Raw genomic sequence first — 23,792 nt, forward strand, 5'->3', positions numbered from 1 at the left:
TTTCTTTTAAGGAAGTTTTGTCGGAATTTTTTTATTCGTGGCTAATTTTTAAATTGGCGGCCAAAATCTTAATTTTTTAACAAGAAATGTTAAATTTAAAACAATTGTTGTAAGTGTTGACTGTATTTTTGTTGATGGTTTAAAAGGTGGGCTTAAGTATAACAGTTTTGAAGGCGCTGTTGTTTAGGAGGGTTTCGGGTCTTTGAAATATTTTTTCTCGCTTTTTATAATACGGAAGTGGTGTTGTGATTACCGGTAAAAACAGAAAAACCCTTCGGCGATCAATTTCAAGTGCCTTGTAAATAATTCTTATATTTCCTTAAAAAAATTGATTTTGAATGAAAATACTAAAACGGTTAGGAAGGGGGCTTCTTTTGATAATCGGCCTGCTGGCTGTGGTGCTAGGTCTATTCGCGTGGCAATTGACCCCAGATTATGATGGCGAAAAAGCACTAAAACATTTAACGGAAAACGTACAGGTCTACTACGACACTTTTGGTATACCCCATATTTATGGTGAAAATGAGATGGATGCGTTCAGGGCACTGGGCTATGTACATGCCCAAGACCGTTTGTGGCAAATGGAATTGTTGCGGCGAATTGCCAGTGGTAGGTTGGCCGAAGTTTTCGGGGAGGAATTGGTGAAGACCGACAAGTTTTTTTTGGCCCTTGGGGTAGATGATGTTTCCGCTAAGACGGTTTCTGAACTAAATCAAAATGAAATATCGGTTCAATTGTCCCAGGCCTACTTAGATGGGGTCAACGAGTTTATAGCGGAAGGGGCTACCCCAATTGAGTTTTATTTGACCGGAATAGATAAAGAGCCGTTCGAGCTCAAGGATGTTTACAATACTATGGGGTATATGGCCTTTAGTTTTGCCATGGCCCATAAAACGGATCCTTTATTGACCCAGATCAAGGATAGGTTGGGGTATGAATATATTAGGGACTTGCCGATCAATTCCGATTCCACTTCACTGCGAATTCAAAGTTCTCCCCTTGCTGCTGCCGATTCCGTTAAGCGAAATGTTGTGGATGGGGTAATGGCTTCGTTGGAAAGGCTTTCCATTCCCCTGTTTGAAGGGAGTAATAGCTGGGTACTTTCCCCGGAAAAGACCAAGAACGGCAAGGTTATTTTTGCAAATGACCCACATATTGGCTTTTCCCAACCCTCCGTTTGGTACGAAGCCCATGTGAGTACACCTGGTTACGAAAAATACGGATACCATTTGGCAGGGGTGCCTTTTCCCTTATTGGGGCACGACAGAACCTTGGCTTATGGTATGACCATGTTCGAGAACGACGATATCGATTTTTACTATGAGGAAACCCATGCTACGGATTACCAGAAGTATAGAAAAGGGAGTAGTTGGGTGAATTACGAAACGGTGTATAAGACCATCAAGGTAAAAGATGCCGAAGATGTACGGTTTTCGTATAAAAAAACACATCGTGGACCTATTCTGAACGGTTTGGCGGATCAAATAGCGGGAGACCGGCCGGTGTCTATGTGGTGGGTGTACACCGAGGCTAAAAATAAGGTTTTAAACGCCCTTTATGAGATGTCGCATGCGCGCGACCGTACCGAATTTGAAAACAGCTTAAAGGATATTCATGCCCCGGGCCTCAATATTATGTATGGTGATGTAGAAGGAAATGTAGCTTGGTGGGCCTCGGCAAAATTGTACCATATACCCGATAGTGTAAATACCAAATTCATTTTCGAGCCAAACGAAGGTTTGCCAACGCTAAAGCAATATCTCGATTTTAGTAATAATCCCCATGCGATCAATCCCGAATCGCATTATGTCTATTCGGCCAATAATCAACCCGATTCTATAGGGGGAAGGTTGTATCCCGGCTATTACCTTCCGGAAAATCGGGCCAGGCGAATTGTTCAGTTGCTGGATGCGAAAGATGATTGGGATATACGGTCGGTCAGTAAAATGATCAATGATGTAACTTCACCGGTAAATATCGAAATAGTAAAAAATCTTCTCGATAAGATCGATACGGAAGGTTTGAATGCCGAGCAACTCGAAATCGTTGGGAAGCTTAAGGAGTGGAAGGGGGATTATCCCTTGGATAGTATAGAGGCTACGGTGTATCACCGCTGGTTGTATTTGGTATTGCGCAACATTTTTCAAGATGAGTTGGGGAAGGCATTGTTCGATGCCATGCAAAACACCCATTTTTTAAAGCGGACCATAGCCCCGATTATTGTCAATGAAAATTCCATTTGGTGGGATAATATCTCTACTGAGGCCCGTGAAACCCCGTCAGACATCATTACGGAGGCGTTTAGACAGGCTTGGTTGGCCTTAAGCGTTTCGCTGGGCCAAGATAGTTCAAAATGGGAATGGCATAGGGTACACACCTTAGAGCATGCCCATCCTATAGGGCAACTCGAATCCCTTAGGCCATATTTCAATGTCGGACCCTTTCCGGTCAACGGAAGTCGCGAGGTTATAAACAATATGTATTTTCCCTACACCGAAGATGGAATTTACAAGGTCAGTTCAGGTCCATCCACAAGGCGGGTTATCGACTTTTCCGATGTGGAGAACTCCATTAGTATTCTACCTACCGGCCAAAGTGGAAATCCGTTTAGTCCTCACTACAAGGATCAGGCGGAAATGTATATCAAAGGGGAGTTTCGAAAGATGATGATGAACAAGGAGGAAATCGTGAAAACGTCTGAATCATTACTCATATTTAAACCAGCCGATATGGATTGAGGGGGAGAATATGGTTTAATCGATAAATAGTTACTCTAAACAACCAAAACAATGCTAACGAAAGTTTACGGAAGTTCGGTTTTTGGGGTTGATGCAACCACTATTACCGTTGAAGTCAATATAGACAAGGGGGTAGGTTACCACTTGGTAGGCCTTCCCGACAATGCCGTTAAAGAAAGTAATTACCGTATTGCCGCTGCCTTACTGAACAATGGGTATAAAATACCGGGCAAAAAAATCACCATAAATATGGCCCCGGCCGATTTAAGAAAGGAAGGTTCGGCTTATGACCTTACCTTGGCCATCGGTATTTTAACGGCTTCGAACCAAATAAAGTCCAATGACCTTGATAAGTATATCATTATGGGCGAACTATCGCTAGATGGGAGTCTGCAACCCATAAAGGGAGCTTTGCCCATTGCTATCAAGGCTAGGGAGGAAGGCTTTGAGGGATTTATCCTTCCCATGGAAAATGCCAAAGAAGCGGCTATAGAACCGGGGTTAAAGGTGTATGGGGTTACCAATATCAGTGAGGTCATTTCCTTCTTTGATAAAGGAACACCCTTAGAGCAAATCATAGTAGATACCAAAGAGGAGTTTTATAAGGCCTTGGATTTTCCCGAGTATGATTTTGCCGATGTCAAAGGGCAGGAAAGTATCAAGCGATGTATGGAGATTGCTGCAGCTGGAGGTCATAATATTATTTTAATAGGTCCCCCAGGAGCCGGAAAGACCATGTTGGCCAAACGTTTGCCGTCCATACTGCCGCCAATGACCTTGCATGAAGCTTTGGAAACAACAAAGATCCATAGTGTTGTGGGGAAAATAAAGAATATGGGCCTGATGAGCCAACGTCCTTTTAGGAGCCCGCATCATACGACCAGTCCTGCCGCATTAGTGGGTGGGGGAAGTTACCCGCAACCGGGTGAAATATCCTTATCGCATAATGGGGTTCTGTTTTTAGATGAACTTCCTGAGTTCGAACGTAGGGTGCTGGAGGTAATGCGTCAACCTATGGAGGATCGTGAGGTCACCATTTCACGGGCACGTTTTACCGTTACCTATCCCAGTAGCTTTATGCTGGTGGCAAGTATGAACCCGAGTCCCGGAGGGTATTTTAATGATCCCGATGCTCCCGTGACATCTTCTCCTGCTGAAATGCAACGGTATCTGGGGAAAATATCGGGCCCCTTGTTAGATCGTATCGATATCCATATCGAAGTGACCCCGGTTCCGTTTGAAAAACTATCGGAAGATAGAAAGGGGGAAAGCAGTGTAGAAATCAGAAAACGGGTGACGGCGGCCCGTGACATTCAAACCAAGCGGTTTGCCGAAATAGAAAATGTACACTACAATGCCCAGATGAATACCAAGCAAATACGGGAATTCTGTACCTTGGATGCGCCTTCCAAGGCATTGTTGAAAAATGCAATGGAGCGGCTCAATCTCTCGGCCCGGGCCTATGACAGAATTTTAAAAGTGGCGCGAACCATAGCTGATTTGGAAGGTGTGGAACAGGTAGGTGGTAACCATATTGGTGAAGCTATTCAGTATCGCAGTCTAGATAGGGAAGGTTGGCTGGGTTGATCGCTTGCCATCATATGGCCTTATAGGCTGTTAAAAGCAAGAGGCCGTAATTTTCAAATTACGGCCTCTTGCTTTTTTGATCTGTTCAAAACTTGTGTAAAAGCACTATCTTTTCATTAGTGAGATGGGGCAAGCATGTTCTGAAAATAGATGGTTAATTATTAAAATGGCTGGTTCTTATAAAGAAAAATGGCCATAACAATAATAAAAATTACATTGAATGCTACATAAACGTAAGTAAGTTTGTCTTTTGTTTTCATAAAATTGCTGGTGTTGTTCCGCAGCAAAAATATGAGTAAGTGATTGTAAAATATTAAAGAAAATCCCCACATTTTTTGGGTTATTTTATTTGTTATTTGGGATTTGAATTACATCGAGTTGTGTTAAAAGTGTCTTGTTTTATAATCGTTTGTATGTGAGTATTCTTTGAATTTTCGTATAACTTTTTGATTATCAGTAATTTTAGTGGGTACTAGCAAAGAATATCACATAAAGGGACCATAAGAAACAAAAAGCGCAAAAAATATAAACGAGGTAGTCGTTAAGGGTAGTTTTTTCCTTCATAGCAATTGTTTGATAGTAAAACGAAAACTTAAGGTTTTGTGTTTATACGGCTCGGGAAAGGGGGCTTATATTCGATGGGTGACCAAAAGATCGACAAAAGGTATGTGAGTTCTTTAAAAGGCAATGGTCGACTTATCCTTTTAACGGAATAAAGTGACTTTTGTCTCTCGGTTTATAGAGGTGAGAGCTGGGGGAGGGGGTAAAATAAAGGAGGAAATAATGCTCGAATGGCACCTTTTGTGAACACGAGAGAAATCGGTTTTTAAGAAAATCGGAAGAAAAAATTGGTGTAGCGTGCTTATAATTGATACTCCTCGTTGCCTTGGTCTTCTTTTTCGTTCTTGCTGGCGGCGAATACGTCTTTCAATATGTAGGCCACGATAATGGCTATTCCTACGGCCATAAGGGGTATGGCGTATGTTTCGTTCAATATCTTCAATAGACTTCCGGCAATAATGGCCAAGGCTCCTATGACCATGGCAAAATTCCATATGACGCGTGCCATACTGTTTTTGGCCCTGCGGTCTTCGTCCAAGAAATAAGCGGTTCCTTCCATAATAAACCATGTAATGAAAGAAATGGCAATGAGAATTTGAAAGAGTAGGGTAAAGGGAAGGTCTAATACCCTAAAAATACCGTTGAGGGTCCAGCTGACCACCATTATCAGTTTTACATAATCTATAAACTCTTTGGTTTGTTTTTTGTAAAAGCGAATTCCATATAGCACGAGAATGGCTATAAAGGCCGTTAATATGGCCTTGGGTGCGTGTGGCCAATGGAAGATACGAGACAACATGCCCAATAGCAAAATAGCAATCGAAATTCTTAAAGGAATCTTTAAGATCTTTGTAGTATGTGGCATGGTATTAAGGTTTTGGTTTATATCGCTTTGATATGTACGCGCAAGCCTTCCATTATCCCTAGAATATTAGTAACGGTTTCTTTAAGATAATATTTTATCAGGACATGGGGAATTCTTATGGTCGTAAAACCATTTTGAAAGGAATGCATGGCCTCTTCAAGGTCGTTGATGGCCTGTTCATGGGTCATCATATGGTATTCTGTGTCGATTTCTATATTGAGTTTGACCCTTGAAATGGCAATGTCGATAGACTTTTTACCGTCCCACCATTCAAGCATTGAGCTCACGCCCGCTTCTTTGAGTCCATAATACAGTTGTATGGCCTCTCGAGGGGTGTTGTTTGTCTCCATTAGTTTTTTCATCCTTGGTCGGTGTTCACTACAAAGTTCAACACCTAATTCGTCCATCGAATTTTTGTGGTCGGTGTAGCCAAGCTTTCTGTTACATTCTAAGCACTTCATTTCAGTAGGTCAATTTGGCCCCGATTAAAATGTGGGGGAGTTCGATTTGGGATAATAATAACCCGTAATTTTTTCGGATATTATACACTCTCGACATATGACACCCTAGTTTTAGATGAACTGCAATTTTTTAGATAAACGACATTAAAAAATGTTAAAACTGTTGTGAAATGAAGGGGGGAAAGGTAGTCGAATTTCTACTCTTGCCTTATTTTAGAAACCATTTTAAGGTTTTAGCCGTCTAAAAGATTATGAGTACTTTAGAAATTTCAAAGACGAAAAATGAAGCCAGGTTATATAGACTTAAATAGTGATGTGGGTGAAGGTGTAGGTCTTGAAAAAGATCTTTTGCCCTTGATCTCGTCGTGTAATGTGGCTTGTGGAGGGCATGCTGGTAATGCACAGAGTATTTCCGATATCCTAGGTCTTGCGCATATATATAATGTAAAAGTGGGGGCACATCCTTCCTATCCCGATAAATCTAATTTTGGTAGGGTTTCTATACAGATGCCCGATGTCGAGCTGATAGATAGTATCAGGGGGCAGGTATCCCTTTTGGAAGCAATGCTTCTTGAGAAGGGAAAGCCTATGCACCATATTAAGGCCCATGGGGCTTTGTATAACGATATCGCTAAAGATGTCGATTTGGCCCGTTTGTTTTTAAAGGCGGTGGAAAAATACAGGGAAACGACCTTTATATATGTACCCTATGGCTCCGAAGTGGCAAAGGAGGCCCTGCGTTTAGGGTTTATGGTGAAGTACGAGGCATTTGCCGACCGTAACTATAACGATGATTTGAGTTTGGTCTCCCGTCAGTTTGGAAACGGACTCATAACGTCTAAAGAAAAGGTTTTGGCGCACGTAGCCGAAATGGTAGTGGCCCAGCAGGTGGTTACGGTTACGGGAAGGAAGGTAAAGATACTTGCCGATACTTTTTGTGTTCATGGGGATACCCAAGGTGCATTACAAATAGTATTGTATCTTACTCAGGAATTGTCGCACCTAAATATATTGATAGAAAAGTGAAAAAGTATTCTATTTCTATACGGCCCTTTGGTAAACATGCCATTCTTCTGGAATGGCCAAGTAGGGTGGATCGTGATATATTGGAAGATATTCTTCAGTTTACCCAGTATTTGAGGGAGTGTTGCTTAAAGAGCGATCGTTGGGAGATTGTCCCGGCCTATAATTCCGTTACATTGATCTACCGGGAAGAGCCGATAGAGTTCGATGATTTTAAGGAGAAGCTTAAAAATTGGTATAACGAGGATATTAAAGTGGTCAATAGGCAGCGTGTGCTTTGGCGTTTGCCCGTATGCTATGATTTGGACTTCGGGATAGATCTAATTGAAATCGCCGAGAGGTCAGGAATGTCTATAGGTGAAATTGTAAGCTTGCATACCTCCCATGTTTATACGGTATTCGGTATAGGCTTTTTGCCGGGCTTTACGTATTTAGGGGGACTTCCCGAAATACTGGAGTTCGATAGAAGACCGCAGCCCCGTCCGAAGGTAGTGGCGGGATCCGTGGGTTTGGCCGGGAAGCAGACGGGGATATATCCTCAAGAATCGCCTGGGGGATGGAACATTATCGGAAACTGTCCGGTACCGATGTTCAACCCTAAGGAAGAAGAGCCTTGCTTTGTAAGTGTAGGTGACCAAGTGCAGTTCTATTCCGTAAGTAGGGCAGAATACGACTTGCATAAGATTGAAAGTGAAGTTGGTATTTACAAATTGGAAAAAATTCTGTTAGATGCTTAAAATACTTAAATCAGGACTTTTTACTACGTTACAGGATATGGGCCGATACGGATTTTTGGACAAAGGGGTGCCCGTTGCGGGGTGTATGGACAGTTTTTCGGCGAAAAAAATAAATCAGCTTTTAGAGAACGATAGTGCTGTGGCCGTATTGGAAATAACCATGACCGGCCCAACCTTGCTTTTTGAGGAAGCTACCTATGTCGCTATCGGGGGCGCATTATTGAGTGCTACCTTGAACAATGAACCTGTGGCCAATTATGAGGTAATCAAGGTTTCTGGGGGAGATATCCTTTCCTTTGGAAAACTTGAAAAAGGATTTCGTTGTTATTTGGCTATAAAAGGCGGTTTCAAAACACCCCTGGTGTTGGGTAGTCGTTCTTTATTTTCTTCCGTAACCAAAAAGAACCATCTTGTAGACGGTGAAGAGTTGCCTTATGGGGCCTCCCCTGATTTTAAGCCAAAGATCAGTAAATTGAAAGTTGACTCCTTTTTGGATGAACAGGTGTTGACCGTTTCAAAAGGGCCGGAGTACGACAGCCTTTCCGATAAGCAGTTGGAGATGTTGTTTTATAAGGCATTCTCCATAGCGAACGAAAACAATAGAATGGCCTATCAATTGGAGGAAAAGATTATAGGCATCAAGACTTCGATGATTACCTCGGCGACACTTCCCGGAACGGTGCAACTCACTCCTTCCGGTAAATTGATTATTTTGATGAAAGACGGGCAGACCACTGGTGGCTATCCGAGAGTTTTACAGCTTTCCGATAGGGCGATATCGGTTCTGGCCCAGAAAAAGTATGGAGATGAGGTGCGATTTCAATTGAATTAGTAAAAATAGGGGTGTATTTCTGCGGATTATTCATTGCCGTAAAACCTCATTTTGCGTAATATTGTTATGATGAAAATAAGCACACATACTATCGTGGTTGTGAGAGTCATTCCAAAAGAGGAATGATGCAGATTTTCATTGTTTGAAAAGGCCTGTATCATGTAAAATTGATACAGGCCTTTTTAATTTTAGTGGCCAGATGGGGTTTAACCCCGTGGTTATACGGTTGGTAAGGTTAATGGAAGACGAATTGAATATGATAAAAAATAATAGTTAAATGACTGTACTTTAGTGTATTGTGTAATTTTTTTAACTATTGGATTTAGATAGGGAAGCGCAATGGAAAATACTGAAATACAGAAAACGATACCTTTGAATATATAGAACATTTAGTGTAAACTGAACAATCAATTTTAAATCTCTCAATGGAACTTAACAAGTATAGCAAAAACGTAACTCAAGACCCAACTCAACCGGCTGCTCAGGCAATGTTATATGCCATCGGTTTTAAAGATGAAGACTTCAATAAACCCTTGGTCGGCATTGCCAGTACGGGCTATGAGGGCAACCCTTGTAATATGCACCTTAACGATTTGGCCAAGTTGGTCAAAGAAGGGGTCAATTCAAAAGAAACGGTCGGCCTTATCTTTAATACGATTGGAGTCAGTGATGGTATATCTATGGGTACGCCAGGGATGCGTTTTTCCTTGCCGTCAAGAGATTTGATTGCCGATTCTATGGAAACGGTGGTTCAGGGGATGTCTTATGATGGATTGGTGACCGTTGTTGGTTGTGATAAAAATATGCCAGGGGCGTTAATGGCGATGTTGCGGTTGAACCGTCCTGCTATTTTGGTCTACGGTGGAACCATTGCTTCAGGGTGCCATAATCATAAGAAACTGGACATTGTTTCGGCTTTTGAGGCATGGGGGGAGAAAGTTGCCGGAACCATGGAGGAGACCGAGTATAAATGTATTATCAAAAAATCCATTCCGGGCGCAGGTGCATGTGGTGGTATGTATACAGCCAACACTATGGCCTCGGCGATTGAAGCCCTAGGGATGTCCTTGCCTTATAACTCTTCAAACCCCGCGATAAGCGACGATAAGAAACAAGAGTGCATCGCTGCCGGTAAGCAAATGCGTGTATTGATCGAAAAGGATATCAAACCTTTGGATATCGTTACGCGAAAATCTTTGGAAAACGCTATTCGATTGGTCACTATTATGGGGGGGTCTACGAATGCGGTACTGCACTTTTTGGCTATCGCAAGAGCAGCGGATATAGAATTTACTTTACAAGATTTTCAACATATAAGTGATACTACACCTTTTATCGCCGACTTAAAACCCAGTGGTAAATTTTTAATGGAAGATGTTCACCGTGTAGGTGGTATACCTGCCGTATTGAAGTATTTATTGAAGAATGGTTTGTTGCATGGTGACTGTTTAACGGTTACTGGTAAAACCTTGGCGGAGAACCTTGAAAATGTTCCGGATTTAGAGGAAGGACAAGAAGTTATTATGCCGCTTGATAAGCCGATCAAGGCAACGGGCCATTTGCGTATGCTTTATGGAAACCTGGCCGAAAATGGTTCGGTGGCCAAGATTACGGGTAAAGAAGGCTTGTTGTTTAAAGGGACCGCTAAAGTGTTTGATAGTGAATATGCGGCCAACGATGGTATTCGTACCGGATTGGTGAAGAAAGGTGATGTAGTGGTCATACGTTACGAAGGACCTAAAGGAGGACCGGGAATGCCGGAAATGTTAAAGCCAACTGCAGCTATTATGGGTGCGGGTCTAGGTAAGGACGTAGCCCTGATTACCGATGGTCGCTTCTCAGGAGGGACGCACGGTTTTGTGGTAGGGCATATTTCCCCCGAAGCACAAGAAGGTGGAACCATAGCCTTGGTGCAAGATGGTGATATCATTACCATCGATGCCGAAACCAACTCGATAAATGTTGAAGTTTCCGATGAAGAATTGGCAAAACGCAAGGAATCTTGGGTAGCCCCTGAATTGAAGTTTAAAAAAGGAGTGTTGTACAAGTATGCCCGTTCGGTCTCATCGGCGGCGCAGGGTTGTGTAACGGATGAATTTTAATAACAAATAAGAACCTCTTGTTTTTGAGGGGTGTTTTGGCAGAGAGGTCTCTGCAGATTAGCTATTTAAGGATTAAAGGCCTATGGAAACAGTAAAAATAAAAACACAGGAAAACCCGAAGAAGGAAACTCTGAAGATCAGTGGGGCCGAAGCTATTATTCATTGTCTGCTGGCCGAAGGGGTCGATTTGCTTTATGGGTATCCTGGCGGGGCCATCATGCCGGTCTATGATGAGCTGTACAAGTTTCAGGACAAGCTTACCCATATTTTAACGCGACATGAACAGGGGGCGGCGCATGCGGCGCAGGGTTATGCCCGTGTTTCGGGTAAAGTGGGGGTGGCTATGGCTACTTCCGGACCGGGTGCGACCAACTTGGTGACAGGTTTGGCGGATGCCCAAATAGATTCTACACCCATGGTGTGTATTACAGGGCAGGTCACCCGTCATTTGCTGGGGTCCGATGCCTTTCAAGAAACTGATATCATCGGAATTTCTACTCCTGTGACCAAATGGAACTATCAGATTACCGAGGCTTCCGAAATTCCTGAAATCATGGCAAAGGCTTTCTATATTGCCAAATCGGGAAGACCAGGTCCGGTATTGGTGGATATCACTAAAAACGCCCAGATCGACGAGTTTGAATTTAGTTATGAAAAATGCACGGCGGTAAGAAGTTACGATGCAGTGCCTAAACCAAAGGTTGAAACAATTGAGGCGGCGGCCGAATTGATCAATAATGCAAAGAGACCATTTATAGTTTGGGGTCAGGGCGTTATTTTGGGAAGGGCCGAAGAGGAGCTTAAGGCCTTGGTCGAGAAATCGGGTATTCCTGCAGCTTGGACGATTATGGGGGCTTCGGCCTTAGATAGTGAGCACCCTTTGAATGTGGGTATGGTAGGGATGCACGGAAACTACGGGCCTAATATGTTGACCAACGAGTGTGATGTGCTTATAGCAATAGGTATGCGTTTTGATGATCGTGTTACGGGAAGTCTTGATACCTACGCCAAACAGGCTAAAGTCATTCACTTTGAAATAGATAAGGCGGAGATAAACAAGAATGTCCATGCCGATGTAGCGGTTTTGGGCAACTCTAAAGAGACTTTAGGGCTAATGCTTCCGTTGATCAAAGAGAATACACATGAAGCTTGGCATAACGAGTTCAAGGAAAAATATAAAATCGAATTTGATCAGATAATCAAGAACGATATTCACCCGACCAAAGAAGGTTTGACCATGGGTGAGGTAATCGAGGAGATAAACATCGCATCTGAGCAAAATGCGGTTATCGTTACCGATGTAGGTCAGCATCAAATGATAGGCTGTCGGTATGCGAAGTTCAAAAAGAGTAAAAGTAACATTACCTCCGGGGGATTGGGTACTATGGGATTTGCCCTTCCTGCGGCCATAGGGGCCAAAATGGGTGCCATGGACCGTGAAGTGGTGGCCATTATCGGAGACGGGGGCTACCAAATGACCATTCAAGAACTTGGGGTGATTTTCCAGCATAACGTTCCTGTTAAGATTGTGGTATTGAACAACGATCATTTGGGTATGGTACGTCAGTGGCAAGAGCTTTTCTTTGATAAGAGATATGCTTCTACTGTAATGGTAAACCCTGATTTTGTTAAGATTGCCGAAGGTTACAGCATCGAGGCGAAAAGGGTGGGCAAAAGGGAAGACCTTAAAACGGCCATTCAAGAAATGATCGCTTCTGATAAGCCTTATTTCCTAGAGGTTAAGGTGGAAAAGGAAGACAACGTGTTTCCGATGATTCCTTCCGGTGCCTCTGTTTCCGAAATACGATTGAAATAATAGGGGCTTGTCCTCATAGATTAGAGATATGCTCGACTCCCAAATAATGGATCAACCAAAAATCTATCAAGAGATTCAGCGAAAATCGAAGGAAGTTGGCTTTACCATGCCTTCCGATCTATATGTCGGTAGCTTGTTGAAAACATTGATGTTGTCAAAGCCCAATGGAAGATTTTTGGAAATGGGCACGGGCATTGGCTTGAGCCTATCATGGATGATAGATGGTATGGGGCCTGGTAGTCGTTTGGTTTCCGTAGACAGTGATAGTGATCTCATAGAGATCGTATCGGGCTATTTTGGGGCCGACAAACGGGTGGAGTTGGTTTGTCAAGATGGATCGGAGTGGATCCGTTCGTATGAAGGGGCGCATTTCGATTTGATTTTTGCCGATGCTTGGCCTGGAAAATACAGTGAAATAGATGAAATGCTTCGTCTTTTGACTATAGGAGGTTTTTATATTGTGGACGATATGACGGCCCAACCCAATTGGCCTGAAGGCCATGAAGATAACGTAGGGCGTTTGGTGGGGTATTTGGAAGGTCGGGATGATCTTGTTTTGACCAAGTTGAACTGGTCTACAGGCCTGATCGTTGCGGTAAAAACCAAATAGGTACAAGTCTTTGAAAAAAGTAAGGATAAGTCGGGTGGTTTATAATTGAAATGCCCAAGTTTACAACGATAAGCATGCTTTCGTATACGATTATAAAAAAGCCTTGCTAGGGATTTTAACACCAAAATCGCATAAAAAGACCCTTGATTTCGGCTGTGGTTCGAATAAGTTGACCTTAATATAGCAAAAGAAGAACGGTTTATAGGGAATAAGTGGTGTACCGATTACAAAGGTATTCGGATTATAGCGAATAAATAAAGAAGATAATAACCCTCGAGCGCAGTTGAGGGCGAATAAAATTGAATAATTTGGTTGTCGACTGCGCTCGATCAGATACTATTAAAATACGCAATGGAAAAACAATGGTTTACCATATCGGTATATTCCGAGAACAATGTAGGTTTGCTGAATAGAATTTCAGGGATTTTCTTAAAGAGACACATTAATATAGAAAGTTTAAATGTTTCTAAGTCAGAGATAGATGGCGTATCTAAATTTACCATTGTTGTGCATACCACCGAGCGATGGACGCACAATATCGTAGGTCAGATAGAAAAACAGATCGAGGTGATAAAGGCCTTTTATCATACCGACGACGAAACGATCTATCAAGAATCGGCCCTGTTTAAGATTGCATCGGACCTCTTGTTCGATGAAAGACAGATCCAAAATATCATAAAAGAGAACAACTCGCAGATCGTTACCGTGGCGCGTGACTTTTTTGTGATCGCAAAATCGGGACGTAGAAACGAAATCGATGAAATGTACGATCAGTTAAAGCCTTTCGGTATTATGCAATTTGTACGTTCGGGCCGTATTTCGGTATCTAAGGAGGAAATGCGGATTACCGCTTTGCTCAATGAATTTTATCAAGAAAAATAACAAAATTATATTCAATAATTAATTTAATAAAAAGTCTTGTTGATGTCTATGAAGTAAGATAGCTTTAGCGAGAATTTGAAAAACACGATTGAAAAATGGCAAATTACTTTAATACACTTTCTTTAAGAGATCAATTGGCCCAGTTGGGAAAATGTAGGTTTATGGAAGCTTCGGAATTCTCCGAAGGTGTATCGGCTTTAAAAGGAAAGAAAATAGTTATCGTTGGTTGTGGGGCCCAAGGTCTCAACCAAGGTCTCAACATGCGTGATTCGGGTCTTGATATTTCGTACGCGCTAAGGGATGCCGCAATTAAAGAAAAAAGACAATCGTTTTTGAACGCTACGGAAAACGGTTTTACCGTTGGTGCCTATGCGGATTTGATTCCTAGTGCCGATATGGTAATCAACCTTACTCCTGACAAACAGCATACTGCCGTTGTTGGTGCGGTAATGCCATTGATGAAAAAGGGAGCGACTTTATCGTATTCACATGGTTTCAACATTGTGGAAGAAGGTACTCAAGTACGCGAAGACCTTACTGTGATTATGGTAGCGCCCAAGAGTCCAGGTTCTGAGGTGCGTGAAGAATACAAAAGAGGTTTTGGTGTACCTACCTTGATCGCGGTTCACCCGGAGAACGATCCAGAAGGAAAGGGCTTGGAGCAGGCCAAGGCATACGCCGCTGCTACTGGAGGCCATAGGGCAGGTGTTTTGGAATCTTCCTTTGTTGCCGAGGTAAAGTCCGATTTAATGGGTGAGCAAACCATTCTTTGTGGATTGTTGCAAACAGGTAGTATTCTTTGTTTCGATAAAATGATCGAAAAGGGAATCGATTCCGGTTATGCTTCCAAATTGATCCAATACGGATGGGAGACCATTACCGAAGGAATGAAATACGGTGGTATCACCAATATGATGGATCGTTTGTCGAATCCTGCCAAAATCAAGGCTTTTGAACTTTCTGAAGAATTGAAAGACATCATGCGTCCGCTTTTCCAAAAGCATATGGATGATATTATGACCGGCCATTTCTCAAAAACCATGATGGAAGACTGGGCCAATGACGATAAAAATCTTTTGACTTGGCGTGCGGAAACCGGTGAAACGGCTTTTGAAAAAACTCCTGCAGGTGACGATAAAATATCTGAGCAAGAATTTTACGACAATGGGGTGTTAATGATCGCTATGGTAAGGGCCGGTGTTGAATTGGCTTATGAAAGCATGACGGAATCGGGTATTATCGGTGAGTCGGCTTACTATGAGTCATTGCACGAAACTCCGCTAATTGCAAACACCATTGCAAGAAAGAAATTGTTCGAGATGAATCGTGTTATTTCCGATACCGCTGAGTACGGTTGTTACCTGTTCGATCATGCCTGTAAGCCGCTATTGGCCGATTTTATGAAAAAAATCGATACCGACGTTATCGGTAAGGCTTATGGAGAAGGTAAAGACAACGGGGTTGACAATGCTAAACTCATAGCCGTGAACAAAGTACTTCGTGAGCATCCGGTCGAAATCGTAGGCGCAAGACTTCGCGCATCTATGACGGCCATGAAGCCGATTGTATAATTGATAAAACGACCCTGTCCGGTTTTTTTAGTCTTCCAAACTATAGGAAGTTAAAATTCTAGACAGGGTTTTTTAATATGACGTATTTTCCTAGTATACCGGATATCAAAAAGGCGGCTGCGACCATCGCCCAGGTGGCTTCGGAAACCCCTTTAATGCAAAGCATACGGCTGTCAAAGGCTTATGGTGCCAATGTTCTTCTTAAGCGAGAAGACCTGCATCGGGTGCGTTCCTATAAAATTCGAGGGGCATTCAATAAGATCAGTTCGCTTTCGGAAGAGGAAAGGGTAAAGGGAATTGTGTGCGCCAGTGCGGGAAACCATGCCCAAGGCGTAGCTTTTGCTTGTAATCATCTAAAAATTCAAGGTACGGTATATATGCCTTCGGTAACACCGAAGCAAAAAATAGAGCAGACCAAAATGTTCGGCGGTGAATGGGTCACCGTTGTGCTTGAAGGCGATACTTTTGACGACTCGTCTAAAAGTGCCAGGGCATTTTGTGAAAGCAGCGATAAGACCTATATCCATCCTTTTGACGACCCTAAGGTCATTGAAGGGCAGGCTACGGTAGGCTTGGAGCTCTTGGAACAGTTTAAGGAGCCTATAGATTACATTTTTGTGGCCGTGGGCGGAGGTGGACTCGCTTCGGGTTTAATAGGCGTCTTTAAAGAACTGTCGCCTAGCACCAAAATCATAGGTGTTGAGCCCGAAGGGGCGCCATCTATGAAGACTTCCATGGAAAATAACGTGAATACCGAGCTTTTAAAAATCGATAAGTTTATTGATGGTGCTGCGGTACAAAAAGTGGGGGATTTGACCTTTTCCATCTGTAAGGAAGGACTTTATGATATGGTAACCGTGCCGGAAGGTAAAGTGTGCCAGACCATTCTTGACCTGTACAATAGGGATGCCATTGTAGTCGAACCTGCCGGGGCATTGACCATAGCGGCTTTAGATGGCTTTGCTTCCGAAATAAGGGACAAGAGCGTTGTTTGCATTCTTAGTGGAAGCAATAACGATATCACCCGAACGGCGGAGATTAAGGAAAGAGCCCTTTTATACGGCCGCCTTAAACATTATTTTATTGTAAGGTTTCCACAAAGACCTGGTGCCTTAAAGGAGTTCGTAGCAGAGATTTTAGGCCCTGATGATGATATTACCCATTTTGAATATTCAAAAAAATCGAGTCGTGAAAACGCGCCGGCCATTGTTGGTATCGAGCTCAAAAGTCCTGAAGACCTAGAACCACTGGTACAGCGAATGAAGGCAAACAACTTTTATGGAGACTACCTGAATGACAAACCCGACTTGTTTCAGTATCTCGTGTAAAGGTTTCACGATTTTCGGTTGTTTTATGAAATTCGTGTAAGGGAGGCCTATTTTAGGTAACTTCGATTTTTATAATTATGTACTTTTGTAAGAATTGTACTCCTTAATTTTTTAAGTTAAAGAACTAACCTTTTTAAAATGACAACTATACCTGAAGCATATCAGATTAACAAGATAATAGACCAAAGAAAATACTTGGTAAACGGAGAGCTGAAAACGTGGGAAGGTAAGACCACAGAGGTCTTTTCTACCATATCTTCTACCGAAGCCTATAAACCCACATTATTGGGTAGTATTCCCGACATGGGCGAGCCTGAAGCCCTTGATGCCCTAGATTCCGCCATGAAGGCTTTTAATAGGGGGCAAGGCGTTTGGCCGACCATGCACGTAAAAGACCGTATTGAATGTATGGAGAACTTTGTACGGCAGATGAAGACCAAACGGGAGGAAATCGTAAAATTGCTGATGTGGGAAATCGGTAAATCGTTACCCGATAGCCAGAAAGAATTTGACCGTACCGTAGATTATATAAACGATACCATCGAGGAGTATAAGGATTTGGACCGCAATTCGGCCAAGTTTCAAAAACACGATGGTGTCTATGCCCATATTAAAAGGGGACCTGTAGGGGTTGTACTTTGTTTGGGGCCTTATAACTATCCGCTCAATGAAACCTTTGCATTGCTTATTCCTGCCATTATTATGGGGAATACCACTATTTTTAAGCCGGCAAAGCACGGGGTCTTATTGATTACGCCTTTGTTGGAGGCCTTTCAGACCAGTTTCCCTAAAGGTGTGGTAAACATCCTTTTTGGAAGGGGTAGGGCCGTTGCGGCACCCATTATGCAGACCGGTAAGGTAGATGTATTGGCCTTGATAGGAAACAGTAAATCGGCAAACGCCTTGCAAGAGCAACACCCTAAAAGCAACCGTTTGCGTTTGGTTTTAGGTTTGGAGGCTAAGAATCCGGCCATTATTCTTCCTGATGCCGACCTAGATCTGACCATCGATGAGTGTATTGCCGGAACCCTGTCTTTTAATGGTCAAAGATGTACGGCCTTAAAAGTAATCTATGTACATGAAGATATCAAGGGTGAGTTTTTGAAACGCTATTCCAAAAGGGTAGACGATTTAAAATTCGGAAATCCTTGGGAAGACGGGGTGAAATTGACACCTCTTCCAGAGCCGGGAAAACCGGCCTATATTCAAGAGTTGATTGATGACGCCCTTGAAAAAGGAGCAAAAATAAAGAACAAAAAAGGAGGTCAAAAATTCGATAATTACATCTGGCCTGCCGTGCTTTATCCGGTTAACAAGGATATGAGGGTATACCAAGAGGAACAGTTCGGACCTGTGGTACCTGTACTTTCATTCTCCGATATTGAAGAGCCCTTAAACGATATGGCGGAAAGTAATTACGGACAACAGGTGAGTTTGTTCGGAAAGGATGTATACGCACTTTCCCCCTTAATTGACTCCTTGGTTAACTTGGTGTGTAGGGTGAACTTGAACAGTTCTTGCCAACGTGGTCCCGATGTGTATCCGTTTACGGGAAGAAAAGATTCGGCCCAAGCCACTTTAAGCGTTCATGATGCTTTGCGATCCTTCTCTATTCGAACATTCGTCGCCTTTAAGGATAACGATTTGAACAATGAGACCATTCAGCAGTTATTGGAAGCCAAACTTTCGAATTTTGTCAGTACGGACTATATACTGTAATGTAGGCTTGAATTAGGGGAATGCAAGGAGTTTCATTGTATTCCTGCACATCTCTCAAGCTTTGTTAAGTTGGACTGAGAATAGGTCTAAAGTATAAGATATTACCCCTGCTTATAGGGGTAATTTTTTTTATGGGGTAATATAACATAGAAATTTGACAAAGGGGCATAGTTACGCTGTGTTTTCGTGCCCTACATTTGTAGTGTAAATAGAAGTTGTTTTTGTAATGTAAGTTTTGACGCCTTGCAAAGACAAATGTTGAATGAAAAAAATGATGTGATATGAAAGCAAACACAGCAAATAGGAGGGCGCTAATTTCTTTGGCGATAGGAGGTTTCGGTATTGGATTGACGGAGTTTGTGATTATGGGCATTCTTCCCGATGTGGCCAAAGGATTGAATATTAGTATTCCCGAAGCGGGCCATTCCATTGCCGCTTATGCCCTTGGTGTAGTGGTGGGGGCACCATTATTGGCCAAAATAGGCTCAAAATTGAATTCCAGGACCGTTTTGTTGTTATTGATGGGATGGTTTACCTTATTCAATACCTTATCCGGTTTTGCCGATAGTTATGGTACGTTGCTGGTGACCCGATTCTTATCTGGTTTGCCCCATGGTGCCTTTTTTGGTATCGGCGCCGTTGTAGCGGGTAAATTGGTCAAGGCGGGCAAGTCTGCTCAAGCAATTGCCGTAATGTTCTCAGGGTTGACGATAGCCAATGTAATCGGAGTGCCGACGGGAACCTATATCGGACACCATTATGATTGGAGCATTTCTTTCTTTATGGTAGGTGTAGTTGGGTTTTTGGCGATATCGAGTGTATTTTTCTGGATGCCTAAAATTGCCCCTGAATTGCCTAAACCGCGTTCAAAGGACAATAAGGGATTGAGAAATACGGAACTTTGGGCGCTAATCGCCCTTACAACTATCGGTACAGGAGGATTTTTTGCTTGGTACAGCTATATTGCCCCCTTGGTGACCGATGTTGCGGGTTGGGGTGAGAATATGGTGAGTTATGCCATGATATTGGCAGGGTTAGGTATGGTGGTGGGGAACTTTCTAGGGGCAAAGATGGCCGAGTGGTTCGTGCCGCTAAAAGCCGTGGCCATTAGTCTTGGTTTTATGGTAGCGCTATTGCTGGTCAATGCGGTAGTGGCAACAAACCCCAACGTCTTACTGGTTATGACCTTTTTGATAGGACTCGCATCTTTTACGGTTTCGACACCCATACAAATGGCAATAATCAACACCTCAAAAGGAAACGAAATGCTAGGGTCTTCAATGAACCAAAGTGCTTTTAATATGGGGAATGCATCTGGAGCCTATTTGGCCGGACTGCCAATTGCCTATGGTTATGGGGTGGTCTATTCGGGAGTCGTAGGTGCGGTACTGGCCGGTACCGGGGTGGCAATGGCCGTAGCCATACTCGTGTATAGAAGGCAAAGGGCCAATAAGTACCGAAAGTTGGCGTATAATAGCTAATTAAGGTAGCACGTAAAAAAATCACATTTTAAATTGAGATAAAAAAACTCCCAAGCGATTTCTTGGGAGTTTTTTTGTGGCCAATTATACCGTATTCCCTACAAGCGATACAATATATACGTTATAAATATCGGTTTTTTACTACTTTAGTGATAGTCAATACGTTAAATATGTATACTGCATACCCTCCACCCGAAGCATTGCTCCCTTTTGTTTCTTTCTTTTACGAAGTAAAATGGGAGCGAAAAGATTATGGGGAAAAGATAGAGGAATTTGTGCTTCCTAGTGGAATGGGCTTTATGGTGTTTCAATATTCAGGGAGCATTTATGGTTCTATAGGGGGTAAAAAGCCTTTTGTTCCCAAGTGTTATACTATAGGTCAACAAATTAACACCTACACGCTTACTTCAGATGACGATATTGTAGCGCTAATTGGTGTAGCCTTTAAGCCGGCAGGACTCCGTAAATTGTTTGGTTTTGATATGCATACCTTGGTAGATACTCCCTTGAGTACGGAAAGCCTTCTCAATGTGAATCTCACTGAGCTTTTACATCAGCTTGAACGGACTACAGACCCACGGGAAAGAATTTCAAGGGTAGAAAAATTATTGCTAAACAGGGTAAAAGGGGCGTGTAAAACTAGTCCTATGGTTGATTTGGGGGTAGAAATGATGTGCGAATCTTATGGGTGTATTCAAGTAAGGGAAGTAACGGACAAACTTAATGTGAGTATGCGTTATTTTCAAAAAAAATTTAAGGAGGTCGTCGGAATTCCCCCTTCGACCTTTAACCGTATCGTACGCTTTAATAATCTGTTTTCTGAAATTGATATGAATGCGCAGAACGATTATGCCAGCCTAGGTACATTGTATAATTATTATGATTTTTCACATTTTTATAAAGACTTTAAAAAGTACTGTGGCCATACACCGAACGAGTTTCATATAGAGCGATTTAAACTTATTCAAGAATTATTTGTCAGGGATTCACTTTTTATTAAAAATGCGCAAACGTATTGATGTTTTTGACTGACTTGTAGTTAGTTATATTCGTTGGAGGTCATTTAGAACGCATTTTTACATCCTTCCCTAAAACCTATTTCTTTTCTTCGTTGTCAAGTGTGAAAGACGATACAGCGTTGACAATTCCCTTGTATCACATCAATAGCAAAATGGGTCTGCAAAAGCCCTTTTGTTTTTGCCCTCTGTACGAAGGCCCTTTAGGGTTTTCGATGACATTCTAATTCAATTTTTGTAATATGGCTACGCGTGAATTTATTACTAAGGCGCCTTCCAAATTATTGGAACCTTACGTTTATTTCTATTTTCAACAAAAGATTAGTGGAGATAGGCAAAAGAATCCTCATTTGTATCGGCAGACCAGCTTACCCACAGGGTGCGTTTTTCTTGGGTTTAATTTTAATGGTTCATTGGTTTGTGACTTCAGGGATCAAGTTGGACTCATTGATTACCCCGTGTTTATAACTGGTCAACAAGACTGTATGTATGCAATGGAAATGCCTCAAGATAGCGATTTGTTTGGGGTGGTTTTAAAGCCGACGACGGCTTGTCGTTTAACGAAAATACCTATTAACGAATTACGGAATTTTGCCATTGAGGCCAACTACCACTTAGATAAAAGCCTAAAGGATCTCCATGGGAAAATGATGGGGAGCGATATTAATAGTCGTGTTTTACTTTTTGAACAATGGCTTGGTTCCCAGGTTCTAAAACAGAGACAAGATCCGGTATTCACCGATTGGGCGGTAGAGGAAATCATTAATCGGAAAGGGATCATTCATACCAATACCTTGGCCCAAACGCTAAAAGTAAGTGAACGTCATTTACAACGTGCATTTAAGGAACGTATCGGTCTTCGGCCCCATCAATATGCCACTATTGTTAAGATCAATCATATTGTAAACGATTTTAATCGTACCAAAGCCCCCTTGATCGATTTGTTATGTCAATATGAGTATTATGACAAATCACATTTTCGCAAACAATTTCGAGCGATAACACATACAACACTTTCTTCCTACATGGGCTTTCAGAATGAGGCCGCCCAGTCGTTTTTAAAGCAGATTGCATTTTAGTCGGTTTTTTACCCCCATAACAGTCTTTCTTCCAAGTATTTTGGCTTCATGAAAGCTTCAGCGGAGTAAATGACCCCGCAGATAGTATAAATGATTGTTTAATTTAAATCTATAAGCTATGCCTATTGTATCGGATTTTATTACGGTTATTGGTAATGACCATGTGTTAATTACAGATGTTGAACAGGACTTTCCTTTCGGAACAGGTGGGAGGGAAGGGAATCGGAATGCTGTTATTTTTATTATGGTTAGAAATTTAAGGGAGACCCTTCCTGTTAAAATCAATGGAAAGCATATTGGGGACTTGACTGCTTATGATCCTTCTTGGGATTTTCAAGATGCTTGGTTTACACAGATCCTAACTTTTCCTGGGTCTTATTTGAAAGTGCAAGGGAATAATGAACTTGAACTGGAATCGTCTACTACGGACAATTACTTTGTTAAAAACGTGCATTGTTTTTTTCATCAGAATGCTTAGGCCTTAGAACTTAAGGAAAACGAAATTCTTTAAAACGGGGTCTAAGCTCATCAAAACTCTTCGGAATCAGGATGAAGGTGCTTTTGTTACATTTTTTCTTGATTCCGATTAAAAAGTCTACGGTCTAAAACTTATAGGAACCAGGCAGATGGCAAATTCTACGCTTAGAAACCTTACGACCTAGCGCTGCCATTAACTAATCAAACAGAAGAGTATGAATAAAACTTGAATGGGATGAACTCAAGCCGTTTGCTAAGATTACAAATCACGAAATTAAATATAAACCTCTAAACACTATAAATTATGAAAACTACAATGAAATTTTACTTATCGATCTTTGCTCTAGGGCTATTTTTTGTTGCTTGCGATAAAAGCGATGATACTGAGGATAAAACAGATGGGGAAGATATAGAAGAAGTCACTATTGTTGAAATCTGGAAATCTACCGCTTCAATTATGGAAGAAGCTAGTGATTTTAATAATGACGGGACGAAGAATACAGATTTTAATAAAGAGGTAGAAGGTATCCCTCAGGGCACTATTACCCTTAAAAGTGACGGCACAGGAACGACATCTAGCCTAGGTGTTTTGTATATAGTGTATTCAGAAGAGGAGGATGCATACGAAACAATTTACGAGCCAGCAAAAGAATCAGAAGCTGAAGTTGAAATAGTTTGGACTAAAGATGGGGATAAAAGGATTTTAAAATATAATGCGGATACTGATCAGTCATACACACAAACTGGGGTTGTTTCCGGGACAACCCTTGAAATCTCGAGTGCATTACCAATTTTTATGCATAATACCGAAGAAGATGTATATGAGTTTTATGAGGAGAAACAAATTTCTTGGTTTTATGGAAAAGAAGATGTTCAGTAGTTTAAGATGTAACTATTGTACTCTTGA

At 42.0% G+C, this 23,792-nt stretch carries 19 protein-coding genes; 17 read left to right on the forward strand and 2 right to left on the reverse strand.

The annotated features are described in order from the left end of the window. Nucleotides 1–338 precede the first annotated feature (338 nt). Nucleotides 339–2,738: a penicillin acylase family protein gene (locus BW980_RS10305; RefSeq protein ID WP_076455137.1), complete on the forward strand. Its 2,400-nt coding sequence runs from the start codon at nucleotides 339–341 to the stop codon at nucleotides 2,736–2,738. 51 nt (nucleotides 2,739–2,789) lie between these two features. Continuing rightward, nucleotides 2,790–4,325, forward strand: a complete 1,536-nt coding sequence (locus tag BW980_RS10310) for a YifB family Mg chelatase-like AAA ATPase (RefSeq protein ID WP_076455138.1) — start codon at nucleotides 2,790–2,792, stop codon at nucleotides 4,323–4,325. Nucleotides 4,326–5,187: 862 nt separating this feature from the next. Here BW980_RS10310 and BW980_RS10315 read toward each other — a convergent pair. Further along, nucleotides 5,188–5,751, reverse strand: a complete 564-nt coding sequence (locus BW980_RS10315; RefSeq protein WP_139327652.1) for a hypothetical protein — start codon at nucleotides 5,749–5,751, stop codon at nucleotides 5,188–5,190. 17 nt (nucleotides 5,752–5,768) lie between these two features. Further along, complete coding sequence (locus tag BW980_RS10320; RefSeq protein ID WP_076455140.1) at nucleotides 5,769–6,212, reverse strand: hypothetical protein; 444 nt, start codon at nucleotides 6,210–6,212, stop codon at nucleotides 5,769–5,771. A 282-nt stretch (nucleotides 6,213–6,494) separates the two neighbouring features. On the opposite strand from BW980_RS10320, the gene pxpA reads away from it, so the two are divergent. The 15 genes from pxpA (at nucleotide 6,495) to BW980_RS10395 (ending at nucleotide 23,765) form a co-directional block, all read left to right on the forward strand. Continuing rightward, nucleotides 6,495–7,238, forward strand: a complete 744-nt coding sequence (gene pxpA / locus BW980_RS10325) for a 5-oxoprolinase subunit PxpA (RefSeq protein WP_076455141.1) — start codon at nucleotides 6,495–6,497, stop codon at nucleotides 7,236–7,238. Beyond that, nucleotides 7,235–7,972, forward strand: a complete 738-nt coding sequence (gene pxpB, locus BW980_RS10330; protein WP_076455142.1) for a 5-oxoprolinase subunit PxpB — start codon at nucleotides 7,235–7,237, stop codon at nucleotides 7,970–7,972. The genes pxpA and pxpB overlap by 4 nt, the downstream gene beginning before the upstream one ends. Then, on the forward strand, nucleotides 7,965–8,804 hold the full coding sequence (locus BW980_RS10335) for a 5-oxoprolinase subunit C family protein (protein ID WP_076455143.1): 840 nt from the start codon (nucleotides 7,965–7,967) through the stop codon (nucleotides 8,802–8,804). The genes pxpB and BW980_RS10335 overlap by 8 nt, the downstream gene beginning before the upstream one ends. Nucleotides 8,805–9,229: 425 nt before the next feature. Beyond that, nucleotides 9,230–10,906, forward strand: a complete 1,677-nt coding sequence (ilvD, locus tag BW980_RS10340; RefSeq protein WP_076455144.1) for a dihydroxy-acid dehydratase — start codon at nucleotides 9,230–9,232, stop codon at nucleotides 10,904–10,906. A gap of 82 nt (nucleotides 10,907–10,988) precedes the next feature. Beyond that, the gene (gene ilvB / locus BW980_RS10345; RefSeq protein WP_076455145.1) at nucleotides 10,989–12,722 is read left to right on the forward strand and encodes a biosynthetic-type acetolactate synthase large subunit; all 1,734 of its coding nucleotides are present in this window, start codon (nucleotides 10,989–10,991) and stop codon (nucleotides 12,720–12,722) included. A gap of 46 nt (nucleotides 12,723–12,768) precedes the next feature. Then, on the forward strand, nucleotides 12,769–13,332 hold the full coding sequence (locus tag BW980_RS10350) for an O-methyltransferase (protein ID WP_245800034.1): 564 nt from the start codon (nucleotides 12,769–12,771) through the stop codon (nucleotides 13,330–13,332). Nucleotides 13,333–13,683: 351 nt separating this feature from the next. Next, complete coding sequence (gene ilvN / locus BW980_RS10355; RefSeq protein WP_076455147.1) at nucleotides 13,684–14,214, forward strand: acetolactate synthase small subunit; 531 nt, start codon at nucleotides 13,684–13,686, stop codon at nucleotides 14,212–14,214. Between the two features lie 95 nt (nucleotides 14,215–14,309). Beyond that, entirely contained in the window at nucleotides 14,310–15,785 is a 1,476-nt protein-coding gene (gene ilvC, locus BW980_RS10360) for a ketol-acid reductoisomerase (protein WP_076455148.1), read from the forward strand. Between the two features lie 77 nt (nucleotides 15,786–15,862). Beyond that, nucleotides 15,863–17,113: a threonine ammonia-lyase gene (gene ilvA, locus BW980_RS10365; protein ID WP_076455149.1), complete on the forward strand. Its 1,251-nt coding sequence runs from the start codon at nucleotides 15,863–15,865 to the stop codon at nucleotides 17,111–17,113. 138 nt (nucleotides 17,114–17,251) lie between these two features. Further along, a complete protein-coding gene (locus BW980_RS10370) occupies nucleotides 17,252–18,832 on the forward strand; it encodes an NADP-dependent glyceraldehyde-3-phosphate dehydrogenase (RefSeq protein WP_076455150.1) in 1,581 nt (526 codons plus the stop codon). Between the two features lie 281 nt (nucleotides 18,833–19,113). Then, nucleotides 19,114–20,313 carry an MFS transporter gene (locus BW980_RS10375; RefSeq protein ID WP_076455151.1) on the forward strand — a complete coding sequence of 400 codons (1,200 nt, stop codon included), beginning with the start codon at nucleotides 19,114–19,116 and terminating at the stop codon, nucleotides 20,311–20,313. 170 nt (nucleotides 20,314–20,483) lie between these two features. Further along, entirely contained in the window at nucleotides 20,484–21,332 is an 849-nt protein-coding gene (locus BW980_RS10380) for a helix-turn-helix domain-containing protein (protein WP_076455152.1), read from the forward strand. A 239-nt stretch (nucleotides 21,333–21,571) separates the two neighbouring features. After that, nucleotides 21,572–22,408, forward strand: coding sequence for a helix-turn-helix domain-containing protein (locus BW980_RS10385; protein ID WP_076455153.1), 837 nt, complete (start codon nucleotides 21,572–21,574; stop codon nucleotides 22,406–22,408). A 118-nt stretch (nucleotides 22,409–22,526) separates the two neighbouring features. Next, nucleotides 22,527–22,886, forward strand: coding sequence for a hypothetical protein (locus BW980_RS10390; RefSeq protein WP_076455154.1), 360 nt, complete (start codon nucleotides 22,527–22,529; stop codon nucleotides 22,884–22,886). A 303-nt stretch (nucleotides 22,887–23,189) separates the two neighbouring features. Next, nucleotides 23,190–23,765, forward strand: coding sequence for a hypothetical protein (locus BW980_RS10395; RefSeq protein ID WP_076455155.1), 576 nt, complete (start codon nucleotides 23,190–23,192; stop codon nucleotides 23,763–23,765). Nucleotides 23,766–23,792 lie beyond the last annotated feature (27 nt).

It is taken from the genome of Zobellia uliginosa, from assembly GCF_900156625.1.
Taxonomy (GTDB): domain Bacteria; phylum Bacteroidota; class Bacteroidia; order Flavobacteriales; family Flavobacteriaceae; genus Zobellia; species Zobellia uliginosa.